The sequence below is a fragment of the Chitinophaga ginsengisoli genome, assembly GCF_003014595.1.
In the GTDB taxonomy this organism is placed as follows: Bacteria; Bacteroidota; Bacteroidia; order Chitinophagales; family Chitinophagaceae; genus Chitinophaga; species Chitinophaga ginsengisoli.
The window spans coordinates 40,017-61,724 of sequence record NZ_PYGK01000013.1 but is presented as its reverse complement, the minus strand read 5'-3'; the positions used below and the strand labels follow the sequence as shown (position 1 = coordinate 61,724).

General features: G+C 45.6%; 13 protein-coding genes. 8 read left to right on the top strand and 5 right to left on the bottom strand.

Annotated elements, in window-relative coordinates; all coding sequences use genetic code 11:
* Positions 1 to 2 precede the first annotated feature (2 nt).
* The 6 genes from CLV42_RS24910 (at position 3) to CLV42_RS24885 (ending at position 8,756) form a co-directional block, all read left to right on the top strand.
* A complete protein-coding gene (locus CLV42_RS24910; RefSeq protein WP_106604783.1) occupies positions 3 to 1,592 on the top strand; it encodes a SusD/RagB family nutrient-binding outer membrane lipoprotein in 1,590 nt (529 codons plus the stop codon).
* An 86-nt stretch (positions 1,593 to 1,678) separates the two neighbouring features.
* Positions 1,679 to 5,014 carry a VCBS repeat-containing protein gene (locus CLV42_RS24905; protein WP_106604647.1) on the top strand — a complete coding sequence of 1,112 codons (3,336 nt, stop codon included), beginning with the start codon at positions 1,679 to 1,681 and terminating at the stop codon, positions 5,012 to 5,014.
* Positions 5,015 to 5,017: 3 nt separating this feature from the next.
* On the top strand, positions 5,018 to 6,349 hold the full coding sequence (locus tag CLV42_RS24900; RefSeq protein ID WP_106604646.1) for a vanadium-dependent haloperoxidase: 1,332 nt from the start codon (positions 5,018 to 5,020) through the stop codon (positions 6,347 to 6,349).
* A gap of 46 nt (positions 6,350 to 6,395) precedes the next feature.
* Complete coding sequence (gene nudK, locus CLV42_RS24895) at positions 6,396 to 6,974, top strand: GDP-mannose pyrophosphatase NudK (protein ID WP_106604645.1); 579 nt, start codon at positions 6,396 to 6,398, stop codon at positions 6,972 to 6,974.
* A gap of 260 nt (positions 6,975 to 7,234) precedes the next feature.
* Positions 7,235 to 7,816 (top strand): HPP family protein, encoded by a 582-nt coding sequence (locus tag CLV42_RS24890; RefSeq protein WP_106604644.1) that lies wholly within the window; start codon positions 7,235 to 7,237, stop codon positions 7,814 to 7,816.
* Between the two features lie 166 nt (positions 7,817 to 7,982).
* Entirely contained in the window at positions 7,983 to 8,756 is a 774-nt protein-coding gene (locus tag CLV42_RS24885) for a hypothetical protein (protein ID WP_106604643.1), read from the top strand.
* A 111-nt stretch (positions 8,757 to 8,867) separates the two neighbouring features.
* On the opposite strand, the gene CLV42_RS24880 is transcribed toward CLV42_RS24885, so the two are convergent.
* From CLV42_RS24880 to CLV42_RS24860, 5 genes are all read right to left on the bottom strand, one after another.
* Positions 8,868 to 9,293 carry an SRPBCC family protein gene (locus tag CLV42_RS24880; RefSeq protein WP_106604642.1) on the bottom strand — a complete coding sequence of 142 codons (426 nt, stop codon included), beginning with the start codon at positions 9,291 to 9,293 and terminating at the stop codon, positions 8,868 to 8,870.
* 215 nt (positions 9,294 to 9,508) lie between these two features.
* The gene (locus CLV42_RS24875) at positions 9,509 to 10,588 is read right to left on the bottom strand and encodes a phosphatidylinositol-specific phospholipase C1-like protein (RefSeq protein WP_106604641.1); all 1,080 of its coding nucleotides are present in this window, start codon (positions 10,586 to 10,588) and stop codon (positions 9,509 to 9,511) included.
* A 91-nt stretch (positions 10,589 to 10,679) separates the two neighbouring features.
* A complete protein-coding gene (locus CLV42_RS24870; protein ID WP_106604640.1) occupies positions 10,680 to 12,284 on the bottom strand; it encodes a RagB/SusD family nutrient uptake outer membrane protein in 1,605 nt (534 codons plus the stop codon).
* Positions 12,285 to 12,332: 48 nt separating this feature from the next.
* Positions 12,333 to 15,338: a SusC/RagA family TonB-linked outer membrane protein gene (locus CLV42_RS24865; protein WP_106604639.1), complete on the bottom strand. Its 3,006-nt coding sequence runs from the start codon at positions 15,336 to 15,338 to the stop codon at positions 12,333 to 12,335.
* Positions 15,339 to 15,633: 295 nt separating this feature from the next.
* Positions 15,634 to 18,060, bottom strand: coding sequence for a TonB-dependent receptor (locus CLV42_RS24860; RefSeq protein WP_106604638.1), 2,427 nt, complete (start codon positions 18,058 to 18,060; stop codon positions 15,634 to 15,636).
* A gap of 220 nt (positions 18,061 to 18,280) precedes the next feature.
* On the opposite strand from CLV42_RS24860, the gene CLV42_RS24855 reads away from it, so the two are divergent.
* Both CLV42_RS24855 and CLV42_RS24850 read left to right on the top strand, forming a co-directional pair.
* On the top strand, positions 18,281 to 19,354 hold the full coding sequence (locus tag CLV42_RS24855) for a helix-turn-helix domain-containing protein (protein ID WP_170117638.1): 1,074 nt from the start codon (positions 18,281 to 18,283) through the stop codon (positions 19,352 to 19,354).
* 129 nt (positions 19,355 to 19,483) lie between these two features.
* Positions 19,484 to 21,625 carry an outer membrane beta-barrel family protein gene (locus CLV42_RS24850; RefSeq protein WP_106604636.1) on the top strand — a complete coding sequence of 714 codons (2,142 nt, stop codon included), beginning with the start codon at positions 19,484 to 19,486 and terminating at the stop codon, positions 21,623 to 21,625.
* Positions 21,626 to 21,708 lie beyond the last annotated feature (83 nt).

The window sequence follows — 21,708 nt, the reverse complement described above, 5'->3', positions numbered from 1 at the left end:
ACATGAAAAAAGGTTTGCTATATATAACACTGGGTCTGACACTGTTCGCATCAGGTTGTACCCACGATTATGATGAAATCAACACCAATCCGGTTGCAGTAGACGCCGCCAGGTATAATGCCAATCTATTGCTTTCCAAAGCGCAATATTCCTACGCAAACACAGGATATGCACAATTGCTGTTTGAAAGTATGTGGCCGCAGTTACTGGCTTCCACCTACAACTACTATAGTAATGGTGATAAGTATGTAGCTTCATCCGGTATCATAGGCTATCAGAACCAGCTATGGATCAATGACTACAGAAGTGCCAGCCTTGTTTATGAAATGGTATCGCTCGCCAATGACAAGCAATTGACGAATCTGGCCAGCGCAGGTACTATCATGAAAGTGCTGATTATGCAGCATATCACTGATTGTTACGGTGATGTGCCGTATTCAGAGGCGCTGAAAGGCAAAACAAATGTATTTACACCGGCATATGATACGCAGGAGTCAATTTATACTTCCATGCTGTCAGAACTGGAAACCGCTATTAAAGCACTGGATGATTCCAAAGACAAGCTGACCTCAGATCTTTTCTATCATGGCGACATCGCTAAATGGAGAAGGTTCGGTTATTCAATCATGCTGCGTGCTGCTATGCGTTTAGTAAAGGTCAACCCTACGCTGGCACGCCAGTATGCTGAAAAAGCAGCTACAGGTGGTACCTTCCAGAGTATTGCAGACAATGCCTACAGCGCTACTGATAACTCTACTGGTAACGGTAACGGTACAAGCAGTGCGCTGCTGGTTACAGAAGACTACAGGGAAGTAAAATGGTCAAAACCATTAATTGATTACCTGAAAGCGAATAATGACCCTCGTCTGGGTGTAGCGGCTGAAGTACCACCAGCAGGTCTGAAAGCAGGTACCAACAGCTCTGTGGCGGGCGACAGAACCCCCAGCGTACAGGTCGGCATGCCTAATGGTTATGATCTGGCAGGAGGTACCACAGACATCACTAAAAGACCAGATTATCCCGGAAGTACAGGTGCTGCCGGCGATGTATATCCTTTAGGTAAATACTCCCGTCCTACTACCGCTGTATATCTGGACCGTAGTGCGCCGGAATTCGTACTGACCTATGCTGAAACAGAACTGTTACTGGCTGAAGCATCCGTACGCGGCTGGACAGTACCAGGTACTGCTGCAGGTCACTACAGGAACGCTGTATCTGCAGCTTTACAGTCACTGGCTACCTTCAGCTCCAGCGCCGCTATCAGTGCTGCTACCGCTGATGCCTATGCTGCTGCTCATCCACTGGATGTAAGCAGTACGAACGCATCACTGAAGATGATCAATGAGCAGTACTGGGCTACAGATGGTCTGCTGTTTAACTTCATCGAAGCATGGATTAACTGGAGAAGATCAGGTTATCCTGTACTGACCCCGGTTAACTATATAGGTAATTTCACCGGTGGTACCATACCAAGGAGAATTGCTTACCACTCAACTGAAGCATCTACTAATCCGACTAACTATAAGACTGCTGTAAGCCGCCTCGATAAAGGTGATACTTACACTTCAAGAGTATGGTGGGATGTGCAATAATTTAACTATTGAACTTATGCTAATGCGACCCCCGGTGGTCGCATTAGCTTTTATTCCACGGAAGTTCCTCTGTAAAAAAGTATTCAATGATCAGTTATTCCACAGCAGGACACCTACGCAATCAATACCTGATGAAGAAAATTAGTATCCCTGCTTTTTTCCTGTTGTTAACTATTGGAGTTTTACCTGCAATTGCCCAACAGCCTTTATTCCAGCTGTTAGCCCCTAAAACGACTGGCATTAAATTCAGCAATGCATTGAATGAAACCGAAAAACTGAATGTACTGGCCTACGAATATTTCTACAATGGTGGTGGTGTGGCAGTAGGAGATATCAACAACGATGGCCTGCAGGACCTTTTCTTTACCGCCAATATGGGCCCCAATAAACTTTATCTCAATAAAGGCAACATGCGGTTTGCCGATATTACAAAAGACGCAGGAAAAGGTCTGGAAGGAAAGCCCGATGGCTGGAAAACCGGTGTTACCATGGCCGATGTGAATGGCGATGGACTGCTCGATATTTATATCTGTTACTCTGGTAAGAAAAGTGATGAGCTGCGTAGAAACCAGTTATTCATCAACCAGGGCAATGCAAAATTTGTGGAGAAAGCAAAAGAGTATGGCCTGGACGATCCAGGCTATAGTACAACCGCCGCATTCTTTGATATGGATAATGATGGTGACCTGGATATGTTCCTGCTGAACCACAATGTTATCAAGATAGATAACATGGAATTCACCAGGTTCCGTAATGAAACAGATCCGCTGGCAGGCAATAAACTGTACAGGAATGATGGGGACCATTTTACCGAAATATCAAAACAGGCAGGTATTGTACAGAATCCGCTGACCTTCGGACTCGGGGTTGCTATAGCGGATATCAACAAAGATGGCTGGCAGGATATCTATGTCACCAACGATTACAATGAACGTGATTATCTCTATATAAATAAACATGATGGCACCTTTGCAGAAGATGCTACCAACTGTTTCGGTCACCTCTCTCATTTCTCTATGGGAGTAGATATCGCTGATTTTAATAACGATGGCCTGCCGGATGTCATGACCTTAGACATGCTGCCGGAAGACAATCAACGTCAGAAACTGCTGCAGTTACAGGAAAACTATGAATCCTTCGAACTGATGATCTCACAGGATCTCTACAAGCAGTACATGCGCAACATGTTACAGTTGAATAATGGCGATGGCACCTTCAGTGAGATCGGACAGCTGGCCGGTGTATCCAATACCGACTGGAGCTGGTGCCCGCTCATTGCTGACCTGGACAATGATGGCTATAAAGATATTTTCGTCACTAATGGGTACCTGCGGGATTATACCAATAAGGACTTCCTGCGTTATTGGGGAGACTATAAGGTAAAAAAGGCCATTGACCGTGAACCCGTGCTGCTGATGGACCTTGTTGCTGCCATGCCTTCCACATCTTTACAGAACTACATATTCAGGAACAACAAGGATCTTACATTCTCCAACATGCGGGACGCATGGGGGCTGGATGCCGGCGGTATTTCCAGTGGTGCTGTATATGCAGATCTTGATAACGACGGAGATCTTGACCTGGTAGTGAATAAGATCAATGAAACAGCCGCGATATATCAGAATATGAGCCGCGAGCAGAACAAGCGGTCCTACCTGGCTGTTAAATTAAAAGGAAACAATAAAAATACCGGTGCTGTAGGCGCGAAGGTGTACGTCTATAGCAAAGGTGTAGAACAATATCTGGAGGTCAATCCAAACAGGGGTTATCTGTCCGCCGTATCCACCCAGCTGCTGTTTGGCCTTGGTGATGATACGCGGGCAGACTCTGTTTGTATCATCTGGCCCGATGGTAAAACACAACACCTGAAAGACATTACCGCCAACCAATTACTGACGGTTTCCTATGCTCCTGATGGCGCACCGGCAGCCAATACACCACAACCGCCCGTTGCCACTTACTTCACTAATGCAGACAGCCTGTTTACCTACAAGCATACCGATGGTACGGTGAATGATTTCAAACGTCAGTTGCTGATGATGTTCATGTATTCTAAAACAGGTCCTGTGTTTGAAAAGGCTGACGTGAACAAGGACGGATTGGAAGACCTGTACATGGGTGGAGATAATGAACAGCCGGCAAGGATCTACTTCCAGAAACCCGGTGGAGGCTTTGTAATGGGTACCAAAGTGATCCCGGGCAGCGATATGCCATCACAGGTGGCGGCGGCCGCTTTCTTTGATGCTAATGGCGACGGCGCTCCTGACCTCTATGTAGCAAAGGGTGGATACGGCCTTTTCGAGCCCAATACAGCCGCTTTGCAGGACGAACTGTATCTCAATAACGGGAAAGGGAATTTCACCCTTTTAAAGGGCGCCTTGCCCGATGTAAGTGCCAGCAGTAAATCCTGTGTACGTCCCTGCGATTTCGACAACGATGGAGATATCGATCTGTTTGTAGGAGGCCGCGTTATTCCGGGTAAATATCCAATGGCACCAACCTCTTATCTGTTGATCAATGACGGTAAAGGACAATTCAGCGTAGCAAAGATCCCCTTCGCCTCAGCAGGAATGGTCACCGACGCCCGGTGGACAGACATAGACCAGGATGGTAGAAAAGACCTGGTGATTTGTGGTGAGTTCATGCCAGTCATGGTCTTTGCTAATAAACAGGATGGCTTTAAAGACGTGACAGCGCAATATTTTGATCAGCCGGAAACAGGTTTTTGGTTTGGACTGGCAGTGGCAGATGTAGATGGGGATGGTCATGAAGATATTATTGCAGGAAACCTGGGAGAGAATACCCAGATCCATACATCTGTAAAGCAACCTGCTGAACTCTATTATGCTGACTTCGACAAAAATGGTTCTATTGATCCCTTCCTTAACTTTTACATCGAAGGTGTAAGTTATCCCTTCGTGAGCCGCGATGAACTCAATGAGCAGATCTATCCCATGCGCCGTAAATTCTCTTCCTACCGTAATTATTCCAGTGCTACAATGAAGGATATTTTTTCGCCGGAGGAATTGAGTCAGGCTGGTAAACTAACAGCTGTGGAAACCAAAACATGCTGCTTCCTGTACCGCAACGGCAAGTTTGTACCAACAGCGCTGCCCGTAGAGGCACAATTCTCCGTTGTGTCTAAGATCCTGCCTGCGGACTATGACAAGGACGGAAAGCTGGATCTGTTGCTGCTGGGTAACCAGTGTGATAACCGTCTTAAACTGGGCAGTTTTGATGCCGGTTACGGCTGTTTATTAAAAGGTGATGGAAAGGGAAATTTCAGTTATGTCTCACAGCCCGCTTCAGGCCTTTGTGTGAAAGGGGATGTGAAATCGGCTGCTGTCATGAATATTGGCAACAAGCCATATGTCATGGTAGGTGTAAACAACAAAGGGATCACCCTGTTTAAAGTAAACTAACGTATGAAACGATTGACGATCCTCCTGCTTTTTGTGTGCCAGTTAGGTTATACGCAGCAACATAAAACAGGTTTTACAGACTATATACAACCATCGGTATTTTCACTGTCAATGGTGATGATGCATGATGTGGTGAATCCACCTGCTGCGTGCCGGTTTTACGCCTATGCCATGATGTCGGCTTATAGCATTGTAACCGCACATAACGGGCAGATTCCCGATGCATCAACATTCATCAGGTCATATCCTGGTATTGTGGTGCATGATGGCGGACATATGTATGATTATCGCATTGCCGCAGTATACAGCATACTGGAAACAGGCAAACTGATGTTGCCTTCAGGGTTTATGCTGGAAAAGGATGAAGAGAAGTTGTTGCTCTTGTTTAAGAAAGATAAGGTGCCGGATAGCATCATCCGTAATTCTGTTGCTGTTGCAGAAGATATTGCCAGGCAAACCGTACAGTGGTCCCGGCCGGATGGCTATGGAAAACTAAGTACACTTGTACGTTATACACCGACCAAGGGAGAAGGATACTGGTACCCTACACCGCCGGCTTATATCGAAGCAGTAGAGCCGCATTGGAAAACCATCCGGCCTATGATCATAGATTCCTGCAACCAGTTTGTACCACTGGCGCCCGTGCCTTTCAGCAAGGATACGGCAAGTGCCTTTTATGCATTGAACAGAGAAGTGTATGATGCTGGTGTAAACCTCAATATGGATCAGCGGGTCATTGCATCATTCTGGGATTGTAATCCGTTTGCGGTGAGTACTTACGGGCATATGGCCATCGGATTTAAGAAGATCACACCTGGCGGTCACTGGATGAATGTTACCGGCATTGCAGCCCGAAAAGCAGCGCTGGACTTTGATAAGACCGTCCTGCTGCATACCGTAGCTGCTGTGACTATGATGGACGCATTTATCAGCTGTTGGGATGCAAAGTACCTTAGCAACCGCATCCGTCCGGAGACTTATATCAACCGTTACATGGATGTGAAATGGAAGCCTTTATTACAGACGCCTCCGTTCCCTGAATATACCAGTGGTCATAGTGTGGTATCATCCGCAGTAGCTACCGTACTGACCTATATGCTGGGCGATCACTTTGCCTATGAGGATAACTCCGAGGAGATGTTTGAGATCCCTGCACGTAAATTCACTTCATTCCTGGCAGCATCAAAGGAAGCCGCCATTTCCCGTTTATATGGTGGTATTCATTATCGTGATGCCATTGACAATGGCGTATCGCAGGGATATAAAATAGGGGAGAAGGTACTGGAAAAGATCAAAGCTGCGGGTATTAAACCTGTATATGGCAGCGGTATGTAACGCCTTTTTGAGGTATATTTGGGGCTAACCGTCTTCAATAAACTTTATGTTGCCCGAAATAAAAATTCAGAAGGAAGAGATCCTGTCAGACAACTGGTATATACTCCGCAAATTCACTTACGATTTTAAACTGAAGAATGGCAGCTGGCAGACCCAGACCCGTGAAGCGTATGACCGTGGAAATGGGGCTGTGATCCTGCTGTACAACCAGGAACAAAAGTCTGTTATCCTGACCCGCCAGTTCCGCCTGCCTTCTTTCGTGAACGGCAATCCCTCAGGTATGCTGATCGAAGCCTGCGCCGGCCTGCTGGATAAGGATAGTCCGGAGGACTGCATCCGCAGAGAGGTAGAGGAGGAAACCGGGTACAAGGTGTCTCATGTGCGGAAGATATTCGAGGCTTATATGTCGCCCGGTTCAGTTACCGAAATACTCTATTTTTTCATCGCCGAATATGCCGCCAGTATGAAAATACACGAAGGGGGAGGAGTGGAGCATGAACAGGAGGAGATCGAAGTACTGGAGCTCCCCTTTGAAAAGGCGCTGGCCATGATAGATGATGGAGACATCAGGGATGCCAAGACAATTATGCTACTGCAGCACTTACGACTGAAAGGAATACTATAATGTATTAAGTTATTGTAAACCAAATTGTTGTATTTTTGTGGTGTTACCTCATTCGCCATTCCAGCAGCATTTTTTGTGCACTCTAATTCATTGATAATAAATCTGTTGAGGATATCAAGTCCACCTCAAGTCCACCTCAGGTCCAACCCAAAGGCATGGTAACTTCATGTAAGCATCGTATCTAAGACATCTGGAAGGTATTGATAATGCTCTTTCGTTGCCTTAGTTTTGCGGTTCAAAAAAGGGAATAAAGGGAAATAATGGGAAAAAAGACCAAGCGGCACCTCCGCAGGGTGAGGTATGTCTTGTACAAGGAAACATTGCTTGACTTCAGGGAGCACTTATGGACCTTCCTGGGCGCATTTACCGGTATCGGATTGATCGGCTTCCTGCAAAGTAACTTTTTGTCCCCCACAGATAACTTATTCCTTATCGGCTCATTTGGAGCTTCCTCCGTACTCATTTATGGCATTATAAACAGTCCTTTAGCCCAGCCAAGGAACCTGGTAGGAGGGCACCTGATCTGCGCCCTTGTCGGTGTGACCATTCATAAACTGATACCTGGTGAACTATGGCTGGCGGCGGCGCTTTCCGTAGCCCTGTGCATTGTACTGATGCAGATCACTAAAACACTGCACCCTCCCGGCGGAGCTACTGCCCTGATCGCCAATATCGGATCTGAGAAGATCAAAGCGATGGGATACCTGTACGTATTAAGCCCTGTGTTGTCTGGTGTACTGATCCTCCTGATGGTAGCCCTTATTTTCAATAACATCACCTCTCATAGAAAATACCCGCATCACCGGATCTGGCATACTACGCGGAGAAGGCGTGCGCATTAAAAGGAAAGCTGATTAACACCGGTTGCGTCGTTCGTAGGAGCGAGATAGTAGGAGTAGGAAAATGAACAAAATGAACAAGCTCCATAATAATGGTTAGGAATGGCCATTGAATGAATGGAAATAGCTGTTAATTTTATCTCATTCTCAATGACCTACAAGACATCCAATGAAAAACGCCTCCTTACGTTTCCACAACTTCTTATTCACCTTTGTTATTGTTCTGCTTGGCTTCACAGTAGTAAGTTGCTCGAAAGATGACGACAACATAACGCCTACTCCGGATATGAACGTGTTATATGCGCAATCCATTAAAGATGCTATGGTGGACAATGGCTCGGAAGCAATAGATAGCCTCTGGCCTATTGCAGCAGCCAATACTCATCTGCAGTGGAAAACCATCAACGGACAAAACTATGTACTGATGGCCACCTTCATGCGGTATCCGGAAAGTTATCCCGTTGGAGATTCTATTACAACAACCTGGGGAGATAGCTGGTTTTTTATCCCTTCGCAGATGTTAGGCAAACTGGATCCGGTGCTTACCCCGACTACAGACACTATCCAGCGTATCAGTCAGCTGTTGGGATTGCCTCCTGTAAATAGCAAAAGTAATACACATATCGCCCAGATCTGGGTGCATGCAGAACGCCTGTTCCGTCCCGCAGGAGATCCGGCTGTTACAACTACCACAACAGGCTCCACGCTGGTAGGCACGGTGTCACCTGATTACCGGGCATGGTTTAATAACAACATCATTTACTCTTATTACCGTCCGCTGAGTGGTGCTACGGACTGCTATTATCCGTGGACGAGGCTGGGGTATACCTACGACTGGGCGCCGGGAGCGAATAGGGTGGGGCTGAGTGAATATGTACTGAAAGCCAATTCAGGCTGCTGGGTGGAAAATACCACCACCGCTGCCGGCTTTTTTAAGAATTAGTGGTCAGTCAATTCGTATAGCAACGACAAGGGAGCTGTCTCAGTTAATTTTGAGGCAGCTCCCCTTTTTGTACCCTGTGTAGTACCTGAAATACTGAGTAAGGTCTTACTATTAATTAGCTTCTGTATACTTCTTAAAGTTATCCAGGATTGCCTGCCAGCCACTCTGCTGCATCTCAACAGAATGAGTGTCTTCTGCCTCGAAAGTCTCTACTATCTTAGTTGCATCACCTATGCTGCTGAAAAGGATGCTCACCTTCCTTTCATCACCCAAAGTATATTCTATCAGCTTATGCTCTTTCACCTGTGTATACACGCCGCCAAAATCAAAACTGAAACTGCCATCTTTTGCCGCCATAGTGGTGCTGAACTTACCACCCGTACGCAGGTCATTTTCGGAAGCAGGTACATGCCAGTCATCTGAAGCAAAAGCCCATTGCTTAATATGTTCAGGCTGGTTCCAGTATTCCCATACTTTTGCCACCGGGGCCTGAACGGTAGTTTCTACAGTAATTGCGGTTTTAGTGGTTGTTGTCATATCAGAGCGTTTATTTGATTATTTGTTGTTGTTAACGATACAAACTTACGCTGGCCTGGCTACAAGCAGGAGGGGTGAAACAGACAAAGAGGGGGCGATTTACGACCTCTTGGGTAAAGGAGAGGACTTCTCTTTTAGAAGGATACTATAGCTAAAAAGCGCCTTGCAAAACGTATCACCGTTCTGCAAGACGCTTTCTAAAAGGAAGCAATTACTTATTTGCTCACGGCCGCTGTATTATTAAACAAAGGATTTAATCTGCAATATTTCTTCCCTTCAAAGCTGATCTCATAGTCAGACTTGAAGTGAGTGCTCTTCTTATAATAATCAGTAGTAATGATTTGCGCTCCTGAATTGCAGGCAGCAATAAAGCTGGACTTATCGTTCAGGCGTGCTTCTTTAGTATCTGAATCAGCCCTTGTACGGATGATGTACCCTTTCGCAACCAGTTCTTTTATTTCAGGGCTGTTAGGATTGTTGATGATCATCATAGCCGCTTCCGGCGTACCTGGTTCAGAATTGGAGAATACAACACGGCCTTTCAATCCCGGATGACCAGCAATATAGAGATCTCTCTTCCCTTCTTTAGCGTCGAGAATGAAAGCGAACTTACCTTCTGCTGCTTTTACAGTAGGCCAGTTGTCGTGCAATACTGCTTCTTCTACGGTCTTGTATTTACCTCTCACCATATCTGGCGTGATGAGATGTTCCTTACCCAATCCATCTATCAATGCCTGATCCAGCTGATCGAAAACTGCCGTAGTGAATGGCTCTGGTTCTGTAATTTCTTTGCTTTTTGAAGCACCATCTTTAGGCTCCAGCGTAATGAAGACCGGGTAGTGGTGTGGGTGTTTCTCTGACCAGGTTTTTAACTCCGCCAGAACGTTCTTCAGCGTCAGGTAGTCATTACGGAAGTCCAGGTCAGGGATGTGTAATACTTTGAAGCCTGGCTCATTCATAACACCTTTCTCATCGTAAGGTGCCTGTCCTTTTGCCCAATCCAGTCCTTTGGGATGCGCATATTTACCGCCCTTTGCATCTGCATACACATCGATCTCCAGGTTCAATAAGCCCATATCCAGCTGTTCTGCAATGGAAATATGCTCGTAATCAATTTTGCTGGCAGATACGGAATCCCGCTGCTGGAACATTTTGAACAATGCCGGATCAATCGCTTTTTTGTAACTGTTGTGTGAACCGATCACCTGGATCCTGTTCATCTTCACGTTGTCCGGAACATCGTTATGCAGCAGGCTCAAAGCTGCGGTCAATGCAAATAGGGAAAGTGCCTTCATTAACTTGTCGTTTTAAAAAACAGCCGGCCTGTGAATGAGCCGGCTGTTGGGTTTTATGATTGTATCTCTTATTACGTAATATCTGTACCGTTTATTGCTCGTAACCCGGATTCTGTCTCAGGTTACCATTCAACCTGATCTCTGTGATCGGAATAGGATAGAGTCTTCTTCTGGTGTCCTTATTCATGCTCAGGTTATCGTTTGGCAAAGGATATTCTTTTTCAAACATATCAAAGCGGATCAGGTCATTACGGCGCCATCCTTCCCAGGATAGTTCACGGGCACGTTCATCCAGTATTCCTGGCAGGTCGATGCCGGAAACAGGAGGAGCACCTGCACGGGAACGCAGCAAGTTAACCAAATAGTCAGGTGTTTGCAATGCGCCATTAACAGTGGTTGGTGCGGCACCACGTAAGATAGCTTCTGCTTTCATCAGGTAAACGTCTGCCAGACGGAATACCGGTACATCGTTACCATTCAGACGGGTAGCCTGGATAATGGTAGGATCAGGATAGTACTTGATGGATCGTACACCGGATGCCTGACTGGCCTGCGTATTGCCCAGATCCATTGGTTTTGGCGGTACCAGTACCAGGTCGGGTGTGATCACGACCTGCGTGGTGCTGTTTGGATAGTATACAGGCTGATTGGTGAAACCGCCGTTACCATCAGGATAGAATTGAGGACCTACCAGCCAGGTATTGTTCCTTACATCGCCTTTCAGGTTGAAGCGGTTGTAGAACTCAGGCGTAGTGCTCATCGCGATACTCAGACCAACATTAAACCCGTATGCCTGTGCCAGGTAATAGTAGAAGCCAAAACGGGTGAACTGGTTACCTGGTATCTGCTGATCGTAAGGTATAGCAAAGATAGTCTCATTGGTCTGCGGACCGTTATTCGGTAAGAAGATATCGCGGAACCTGCCGTCCAGGAAGTAAGCTGTGTTGTTTTGTACACTATCTGCCATAGCCACAACATCCTTATTACGGTCAGTACCGGCTCCTAAATAGACAGATGCATTCAGGTACATCTTTGCCAGCAGGGCGAATGCCATTGCTTTTGTAGGACGGCCATACTGCAATACGTTGGTAGCGGCATTGGTCGATTTGGATGGCAACTGCTGTGCGATAGCTTTCAGCTCTGATTCGATGAAGGCAAAGATCTTAGGTCTGTCCTGTGTAGCAGGTAAAGTATCTACCGGAAATTTAGTGATCAGCGGCACATTACCATAAGTATCCATCATGAAGAAGTAATATAATGCACGTACCGCTCTTACTTCTGCAATGTTGGCTGCTTTGGTAGTGGAGTCAACTTTGGAGGTAGCAGTCAGGTTGATCAGACGGTTACAGTTGTTGATACCACCGAAACCCCATTGCCAGATACCTGTCACATTGGGATGGTCATATGTCCAGGTATGATAGTGTAATTGTCTGTACTGACCACCATCATCGAAGTTACCGTCGCGGGCAGGAATGATGGCTTCATCTGTTGACAACTCCTGCATACGCCAGTAGGCGATGGCATAGTTGGACGCCAGGTTGGTATACATAGTACCGAGTAACGCAGCATAATCCTGAGAGGTGGAAGGGAAGTTGCCGTTTACATATTGTGATTCAACATCCACATCTAATTTCCTGCAGGCACTAACCGTAACAAGTGCTGCAAGCGCAGTGATGAATATATTTCTCTTTTTCATCCGTTTAATAGTTTTTTGTCGTTCCTTATGGAATACTCATTTCTTGAATTAAAATGAAGCACTCAGACCAACGATATAAGTACGTGTTTTAGGATAGAAGTTGTTGTTGTCAATGCCAGGAGTAACACCACCGATATTGATCTCAGGATCTATACCACGATACTTGGTGATCACGAAAAGGTTATTGCCGGTAGCATAGAAACGGATGCTCTTAATTGACTGTGTATGCGGTTTGAACGTATAACCCAGCGACAGGTTGTCCAGACGCAGATAAGAGCCACTTTCTAAGAAACGGTCAGAGATCAGGTAGGCGTTGATATCATTGTAAGACTCATTCGTAGTGAAATGAGGAATGTTCTGAATTTTTGAATCAACAGGATTGTTCAGTCCTGCGAGTGTAGCATTCAGGATCTTGTTGCCTAATACACCACGTACCAGGAAATTCAGGTCGAAGTTCTTATAGTAGAAGTTGTTGCTCCATCCGTACATCAGCTTTGGCTGTGCATTGCCTGCCAGTTTTGCGTCTGTGGTAAGCGGCTGAGTAGCGGTAATAGTACCATCCGCTTTCTGATAAGTACTTACACCATTGTTGTTCTTACCCATGTAATGCCACAGATCGAAAGTACCTAAAGCATATCCTGGCTGGATGATCTGGCTGTAGTTACCGGATTGTCCTTTACCCCCCAGCTGTGCAGTCTGGATATAGTTGATGGCGAATTTCTCGTTGGACAGATTGGTGATCTCGTTCTTGTTATGTGCCAGGTTAAGGTTCGTTCTCCAGGTGAAACCATGAGATTTCACTATGGTCGCGCTCAATGCCAGTTCGATACCACTGTTCTTGATGCTACCTACGTTGGCAGTATAAGTTGGTACGAAATACTGTGTAGTAGACACCGGGTACTGATCGTAGATCAGGTCGGAAGTCTTCTTGATATAATAATCAATTGAACCGCTGATCCTGTCTTTCAGGATACCGAAGTCCAGACCGATGTTGGTAGTAGCGGTAGCCTCCCATTTCAGGTCAGGGTTGTCGTTACGTACCGGACCGATAGCGTTGGTGATATTACCGTTGTACAGGAACTTGGAGTTACCCGCAGGGGTACCATAGATCAACAGGGAAGAGAATGCGTTAAAGCCTGCGCTGTTACCGGATACACCATAACCTGCTCTCAGCTTCAGTACGCTGACCAGGTTGACATTCTTCATGAAAGGCTCACTGCTGATATTCCATCCGGCAGAAACGGCCGGGAAATATCCCCAACGGTTGTTAATACCAAATGCTGATGAACCATCATTCCTCAAAGAGGCCATGAACAGGTATTTGTCGGCATATGAATATTGCACACGACCGTAGTAGGAGATCAGTCTGAGTGTAGAGATCGGATTATTGTCGAAAGCTATTTGTGACGTATTCGCCGGATTTGACAGGAATAAGTTGTTATAAGTCAGCGCATCATTGGAGAAATTCTGAGTGGTGATACCAAAACCGTCGTTGGTACGGTCCTGCTGATAAGTATAACCAGCCAGCAATTTAATAGTATTGGCGCCAAAAGTTTTGTCGTAGTTGAAATAAGATTCCAGTACAGTACTTGTGTTCTGATAAGCTTTCCTCGTAGCCACACCATTCAGGTTAACAGCCAGGCCAGAAGCATGGTTGTAATAACTGTTGTAGTTGTTCTGATTTCTCTGTGAAGACAAGGATAAAGTATATTTCAGTCCTTTGAAAATATCTGCCTGTACCAGACCTGTGATCAATGTTTTGCTGTCATCAGTTTTGATGAAGTTGTTGTTGATCAGCGACAGCGGATTCAATGTACCGCTACCGGTTCTTGCATAGTATTCTTTATAAGTACCATCAGGATTATAAGGACTTACCGTTGGTAAGTAGAATAACATATTAGACAACACCTGAGCCTGAACAATGTCATTGCTTTTAGTGTGAGCGTTGGTAACTGTCAGCCCTAATCGCAACCGATTGTCAAAGAAGCGCTGGGTAATGTAACCCCTTACAGTAGTACGTTCCAGGGAGGTGTTCCGCAGGATACCGTCATTCTTCAGGTAGTTGAAGCTGCCACCATAGTCTGTAGCAGCATTGGAACCACCGAAAGAAACGTTGTGATTATGAGAATAACCTTTTCTTTCCACCAGTTTCTGCCAGTTCGTGTTAGAACCGTCATCATTCAGTACGGGAATTAAGGTCTGGCCGTTCTTTTTAAGATATGCACGCAGCTCATCACCAGTCAGCATGTCCAGTTGTTTAGACACTTCTTCCATGGCAACATACGCGTTGTAGGTAAGTCTTGTCTGGCCTGGTTTTGCTCTTTTGGTAGTAACGATGATTACACCATTGGCAGCACGGGCACCATAAATAGCCGTAGCAGCAGCATCTTTCAATACGTCGATGCTTTCAATGTCAGCAGGCGCCAGCAGGTCAATAGACGCACCTGGTACACCATCTATTACATAGAAAGGTTCCATTGCTCCACCGGTGGTACGGATGGTGGAAGGTCCCCTTAATACGACAGCAGGAGTGGCGTTAGGGTCACCGCTTTTGGTCACGTTCAGACCAGCTACTTTACCCTGTAATAATTCCGCAGGAGTAGTTAATACACCCTGATTAAATTCTTCTGATTTGATAGTTGTAATTGAGCCTGTTACATCTTTTTTACTGGCAGTGCCGTAACCTATCACCACTACATCTTTCAGTTGTTTGGTATCTGTAACCAGTGTTACATTGATCACTTTTTTGTCTCCGACAGCGACTTCTTTTGGAAGGGATCCCATTAACGTAAAGAGGATCACATCTTCCGGCCCTTTAGAGGCAATCGTGTAGGCTCCGTTTGCATTTGTAATAGTGCCGGTAGGAGTTCCTTTTACAGAAACAGTTACTCCGGGGAGAGGTACATTGTTCTCGTCTGTTACTATACCTTTAATAGTGCCATTCGTCTGGGCGAAAGCAGAAACGCCCAGGAACATTGCGAAAAGTAAAGCGGTAAGCGCCTTACCTGCAACGCTACAGAATGACCTTAATTTTAAAAAATACATTCTCTTCATGTAATTTAATTGTTAAGGATTGCTGAAGGAGTAGAGATGGTGATATGTCAAAGAACCATAGCTATGGAAATGCAAAAGTATCTACAAGGAATCCATGGATCAAAGCAGTTTACAATAGCATAACAATTCCTTTAAATAGACCCGGGAAAGCTGGGATGAGTGGTCTATATGTTGTATGAAATGAAGAGGCGGAATACTTGAGTTAGTATGTTATAAAAAAAACGCGATTGTTGCTTAAACAACAATCGCGTTTTTCCTATGCAGACACTATTTTATTACATAGTGGCTATCTTTTTTAGAAGCGATAAGATATGGACATGCGGAAGTTACGACGCGCTTCCACGATGTAACTATAATAACCGGATGCATTTGCCGGCAGCGATGCAGCTGTAAGCAGTTTACGATCATCCAGCAGATTATTCACCAGGAAAGAAACGGAATATTTCCCACGGGAATAATTCAGCCCTGCATCTGTACGGAAGTAGTTTGGAATGTTGGATACCTTGGTAGTGCCTACAGCACGTTCTGCCTGCCATTGGATACCAGCGGATGCACCGAATCCTGTAAAGGCGCCATGACCAATACGATAAGATAACCAGGCATTGGTGATATGCGCAGCTGTGTTTGGTGTGATGTTACCAACAGTTGTTTTACCGGCTTCCGTATTAGGCGCTTCTTTTGTTATCTTGGAATCAGTATAGGCATAGTTAATGTTTACATTCAGGCCGGATACAATTTCACCATTAATATCAGCTTCTATACCTTTAGTAACGGTCTCTCCCAATGCAACAGATACATCAGCGCCGCGGCTGTCTTTAATGCCCAGCGCTACCTTGGCATTCTGACGCGCAATGCGGTAAGCGCTTATTGCAGTGGACCAGCGACCATTCAACCAATCTTTCTTAATACCTGCTTCAATGTCATTACCCTTAACAGGTTTGAAGGGTACCAGGTTTGAATCCAGACCTGTTTGCGGAACAAAAGACTGATCATATAAAGCATATACAGCCGTTGATTTATCAATGGAGTAACTAAGACCTACACGGGGCGTAACGATATCGTCTTTCATATCCGCCGTTTTTGTCTTACCTGTAGTTTCTGCATGCGTGAATCGCAGTGCCAGGGACAAACGTAGTTTGTTATCAAAGAATCCAAGTTCATCCTGCGCATATACAGAGGTATAATTCACGGATGAAATATAACTGCTTTGTCCTGCCCTGGTCCTTACACTCTTTGAACGATCTATTGTAGGGATGGAATCGAACGGAATACCGTACTCAGGATTGTATACATTGAACACTTTTCCGCCTGCCAGGTTGAGGGATGGCGTCAGCGTGCGGAAATCGCCCCAGAATTTCTTGTTACCCATATCTACACCTGCCAGTATCCTGTGACGGATGCTGCCTGTATATTCTTCACCGGAGAGGGACATCTGTGCAAACCTGTTTTCACCGGCTTCATCACCGATACTAAAATAACGTACCATGTTGCCATTTTCCGCTACGCTCGTTGCCCATACGCTGTTGGCCACCATGCTGAAGTTAAAATAAGCCACCTGCGCATGCGCCTGCCATTTGTCATTCAGCTGATGATCCAGATAAACATAGGCACTATGATCTCTTAACTTGCCAGGCTCCAGGGAAGGATCTCCATAGAAGAAATCATTAGAGATGCCTTCATCCAGTAGTTTCTTTTTGGAGAACTGATAGTTACCGTTGTTGAGATATTTGGAGCCCTGGAAGGTATATTCCAAAGTGATAGACGTCCTGTCATCTACCAGGTATTTCAACACCGGAGCAAACAGGTAACGGTTACTATAGTTGTATTTGGTATAGAAGTCCTTCTGCTGACCGGCCACATTTAATCTGTACAACAGTTTACCATCTTTACTCAGCTTACCATCAAAGTCGAGCGCTGCACGGTAAGTGCTGAAGCTTCCCATACTGATGTTGGCAGAGCCTTTTGTCACACCACTGGGTTTCTTGGTAACCACATTATAAAATCCACCGGGTTCACCATTAGCCAGCATAAAACCTGCAGGGCCTTTTACGAACTCAATACGCTCTATCATAGCAGCATCTTCTGCAGTAGGTCCCCAGCTGGCTTCAATGTTCATACCATTACGGAAAGCAGGGATCTTGGAACCTCTCATACGGATCTGCGCATACTGGTTATCCCAGTGTCCAACACGGGTAACGCCACTCACGTTGCGGGTGATGCCATCTACGATATCGTAGGTTTGCTGGTCAGCCAGCAGGCTGGCAGAGATGACCTGTATATTTTGTGGTATCTCCAGCAGCGGTGTTTTAAGGCGCAGAGAACCGGATACAGCATCCACTTTATATTTATTCCTGGCACTGTTGATGATCACCTCCTGTAACTGCTGGTTGGACGCTTCCAGCTGGATAGTAACGTTAAGGATCTGATCTTGTGCAACATCTACTTCTTTGGTCACTACTTTATAACCGATCAGCATTACCTGCAGGGTATAATGACCGGCATGCATTCTCTTAAACAGGAATTCTCCTTTTTCATTTGTCAGGGTACCTCTGTTCTTTTCCTTGATCTGTACCGGTACAAATACTGCAGGTTGACCATCTCCGGTCACTACAGTTCCTTTAATGGCAGCAAGAGGCTCGTTGATAGAATAGGCGGGTGTACCTGCAAACAGGACACACAGAACACATAGGAATTTGAACAGTTGGTTAAATTTAGTATGCATATATAGGCTGATTAGCTGATGAATGGAATATTGTAAACGCGGCGCAAATCTAAAGGAGGAAACAGCGGAAGAGTTATCAAATTGGGAAAATGGTTTTCGCAATGCGGAAAAAATAAGTTTGGGCTCCTTTTGTACCGCCTATATTCCATTGAAGTATTAATGACTGATCAGGTCACCTTGAATGATATATATTTGCCTGTGCCCATTAACACCCATCCATATGAATATCGGCCAGCAAATACTGTTTTTCCTGAGTGCCCTGGGAGCTTTCAATGGTCTGGTGCTTGGACTTTATATTCTGTATAAAAAGCGAACATCCATTCCATTTTTGCTTTTAAGCATCCTGCTACTGGCTGTCAGCCTCCGTGTAGCCAAAGCCGTATTGATATATTTCAATCCCCGGCTCCCCAAGGTTTATCTGCAGATAGGACTTTCTGCCTGTTTCCTGATCGGCCCTGCCCTGTATTATTTTTTCAGGGCTGCAATGAAGAAGGTAACTGTGATACCGACTAACTGGAAACGGGAATGGAGTGTGTTGCTGGGGGTAATAGTCGTAGGCGGCGCTGTCTTCCCTTATCAGACTTACCCGGACCTATGGAATCATTTTGTAGCGCAGCTCATTTACCTGGTATGGGGTGTTTACGTGGTAGCTACCGGCTTTTTGCTTAGGGGTACATTAAAAACCTCTTTTGTGAACCCTTCCGGTTTAGGCCCTACGGAGCAGTTCTGGTTGTGGGTATACGGATGTAACTGCCTGTTATATGTGGTGTACCTGATGGCCTTGTTGTGGCATATAGGTGGTATATATATCAGCGGAGGGATCACATTCACGTCCATCCTGTATTTCACCATCTTCTTTTTTGTAAAGGGCTCCAGAATTGATCAGTTGCTTACTGCCCCGGAAACGACATCTCTCAGCAAACCGGAAAAAAAGAAAATAGCAGACAGCGATGCCCAGGTCTGGGCTGAAAAACTGGGACAGGTAATTATGGATAAGGCCTTGTATAAAGATCCCAATCTTAAGCTCAGCGACCTGGCCCGCGCTATCAATATCCCCGCTCATCAGTTGTCCCAGTTGCTGAATGATAACCTGGGTAAAAGCTTTTCCACTTACATCAACGAGTATCGGATCAATGAAGCCTGTAAACTGATCATGACCATGGAACGTCTTACATTTGAAGCCATCGGATACGAGGTGGGGTACAACTCCAAGTCCACTTTTTATGCTGCTTTTAAGAAGGTAATGGATACAACTCCGGCGCTTTTTAAGGAGACCACTATGAAAACGAATTAGTACTAACTTATTGAAAATCTATCTGCTGCAGTTTTGTGTCGGTCCGGATTTATAATTCCGGACTCCTGATTTGCAAAGCCAGACCATCGGTGTTAGAACCCTTGTTACGTTTGGGGAAACCTATAATCGATGGCGAAAGTCCTTTCTTTTTTTTCTTTTCTTGTGATGATTAGTCTGTATACGCGGGCGCAGGATTCAACAATCAAGACCCGGCAATTGGAAGCAATAGAAGTGAATGCAACTCCTCCGCCTGTCCGGCAGGAAGCCGACAGGCTGGTAATGACTGTAGCTGGTAACCGCCTGTTCAGGACAGCGGTCAATGGCTTTGATGTAATGAAAAAAGTGCCTGGTCTGGAGGTAGGAGGGGACGGCGCCCTTTTATTGTATGGACGGATTACCCCGGCTGTTTTCATTGACGGGAAGCCGGTGCTGATGAGCCCTGAAGCATTACAGATCTACCTGGCCGGTCTTTCATCCGATATGATCGCGTCTGTAGCACTGATCAATAACCCTTCTTCTCAGTACGACGCGGAGTACAAAGCCATCATTGACATACGGTTGAAGCAGGATATGACCCTGGGCTGGCGGGGGAATATAAGCTCCACTTTACAGCGGAATGCTTATACCTACAGTGATAATCAGCTGCAACTCACTTACAAGACCTCTAAACTTACCTATACGACCCGGCTGGGTTATACGAGAGGTACCACAATTTACCGGTATTCCGCCCTGCAGCACCTGGCAAGTACCGATATCATGACTACCAATACCAACGTGCCAACCAGTAACAATAACTTCAGCTACCAATTGGGCGCAGACTATGATCTTAAAAAGAACCAGCATATTGAATTGCAGTTCCGTGGCTACCTGATAAACCGGGATGCCTATGCCTACAATACGCTCCATACAACAGACGCTACAGCGCAGCACCTTGTCTTTAATACGAAAACTGAGAACCGCTACGATCCCACCCAGCGGAATTATCTTGTTAACCTGAATTACGCTGGTCAGTGGGGAAAGACACAGTTACAGTTATTAGGCTCATTTGCACAGGTTAATACGCGGCAGCAGGAAGATATCCAGACGAGTGATATCATCAGTAAAACGTTGCAGGATTACTGGAAAACAGCCTTGCAGCAGAACATTCGTATCCGCACCGTCCAGGCTGATCTTTCGCGGGAAACCGGTTACGGCACCTTCCATATAGGAGGCAAGTTTGCGTATACCTCCACCCGGAACGCCATTCATTACGATACATTAAATGCAGCGCATCTTTTCGTGCCGGATAGTGGGCGGTCCAACAACTTTCATTACGACGAATACATCTCTGCCGGTTACCTGTCTTATGAAAGGAAGCTGGGTAAATTTGATCTTGCAGCGGGACTCCGTGTGGAATACACCCATAGCAAGGCCAATTCGATCACACAGCAGCAGGTAACCATACGGAATTATCTTACCTGGTTGCCCAGTATAAGCGCTACCTATACGATCAATGAAAATCAACAATTAGGGCTCTCTTTTGCCCGCCGTATTACCCGCCCCAATTTCACCCAGCTGAATCCATTCAGGTTTTACAATAGCCCCCTGAATTATGTAGTAGGTAATCCATACCTCTTGCCCTCCAAAACAAATACGCTGGCCCTAACTTACAGCATCAGGTCTTTTACATTTACTTTAAATGCCGGCCGGGAAACAGATGCGATGCTCCGATACCCCGAGTACGATACCGTTACCAATGTGTTGGAATATCTTGGCAAAAACATGCCTCATAAAGATTTTGCCAACATAACGCTCAGCATTCCTTTTACGGTTACAAAATGGTGGCGGATGCAGCAGAATATCAGCAGCGATTACAGGAAGGAACAGATTCCCTACCATGGAATTACCTACGCGGTGGGTGTAACAGACTTCTCCATCAGGGGGAGCCAGGTGTTTACCTTGCCTCGGCAGTTCACATTTGATGTGAGTTACGCCTATCGCTCACGCAGCGGCTTCAGTCTTTATATCGCGAAGCCTTTATGGAATGTGGATATAGGACTGCAGCGTACCTGGCTGAAAGGGAAGCTGAATACCCGGATCAATTATTATGACATGTTCAATAGCACCGCTTTCGCAATTATATTCCGGGAAAAGGAGATCATCAATAACCAGCTGTCTCATTGGTATGGTCAGCAGCGGGTAGTGCTGTCGCTTAATTATAGTTTTGGAAAATCTACCTACAAAGCGAAACAGGTAAATAAGAACGAAGAAGAGAACCGGGCCGGTTTGTAAGTAACATCAGGGTGCACTGCACCCTGATGTATATATTTACTTACGCTTAACAGAAAAGTATTGCAATTCTCATCTGCTTTTAT

Excerpts from the sequence above, each read along its gene's own strand:
- CLV42_RS24910 (WP_106604783.1), top strand. The coding sequence starts at position 3 with ATGAAAAAAGGTTTGCTATATATAACACTGGGTCTGACACTGTTCGCA.
- CLV42_RS24905 (WP_106604647.1), top strand. The coding sequence starts at position 1,679 with ATGATCAGTTATTCCACAGCAGGACACCTACGCAATCAATACCTGATG.
- CLV42_RS24900 (WP_106604646.1), top strand. The coding sequence starts at position 5,018 with ATGAAACGATTGACGATCCTCCTGCTTTTTGTGTGCCAGTTAGGTTAT.
- nudK (WP_106604645.1), top strand. The coding sequence starts at position 6,396 with ATGTTGCCCGAAATAAAAATTCAGAAGGAAGAGATCCTGTCAGACAAC.
- CLV42_RS24890 (WP_106604644.1), top strand. The coding sequence starts at position 7,235 with ATGGGAAAAAAGACCAAGCGGCACCTCCGCAGGGTGAGGTATGTCTTG.
- CLV42_RS24885 (WP_106604643.1), top strand. The coding sequence starts at position 7,983 with ATGAAAAACGCCTCCTTACGTTTCCACAACTTCTTATTCACCTTTGTT.
- CLV42_RS24880 (WP_106604642.1), bottom strand. The coding sequence starts at position 9,293 with ATGACAACAACCACTAAAACCGCAATTACTGTAGAAACTACCGTTCAG.
- CLV42_RS24875 (WP_106604641.1), bottom strand. The coding sequence starts at position 10,588 with ATGAAGGCACTTTCCCTATTTGCATTGACCGCAGCTTTGAGCCTGCTG.
- CLV42_RS24870 (WP_106604640.1), bottom strand. The coding sequence starts at position 12,284 with ATGAAAAAGAGAAATATATTCATCACTGCGCTTGCAGCACTTGTTACG.
- CLV42_RS24865 (WP_106604639.1), bottom strand. The coding sequence starts at position 15,338 with ATGAAGAGAATGTATTTTTTAAAATTAAGGTCATTCTGTAGCGTTGCA.
- CLV42_RS24860 (WP_106604638.1), bottom strand. The coding sequence starts at position 18,060 with ATGCATACTAAATTTAACCAACTGTTCAAATTCCTATGTGTTCTGTGT.
- CLV42_RS24855 (WP_170117638.1), top strand. The coding sequence starts at position 18,281 with ATGAATATCGGCCAGCAAATACTGTTTTTCCTGAGTGCCCTGGGAGCT.
- CLV42_RS24850 (WP_106604636.1), top strand. The coding sequence starts at position 19,484 with ATGGCGAAAGTCCTTTCTTTTTTTTCTTTTCTTGTGATGATTAGTCTG.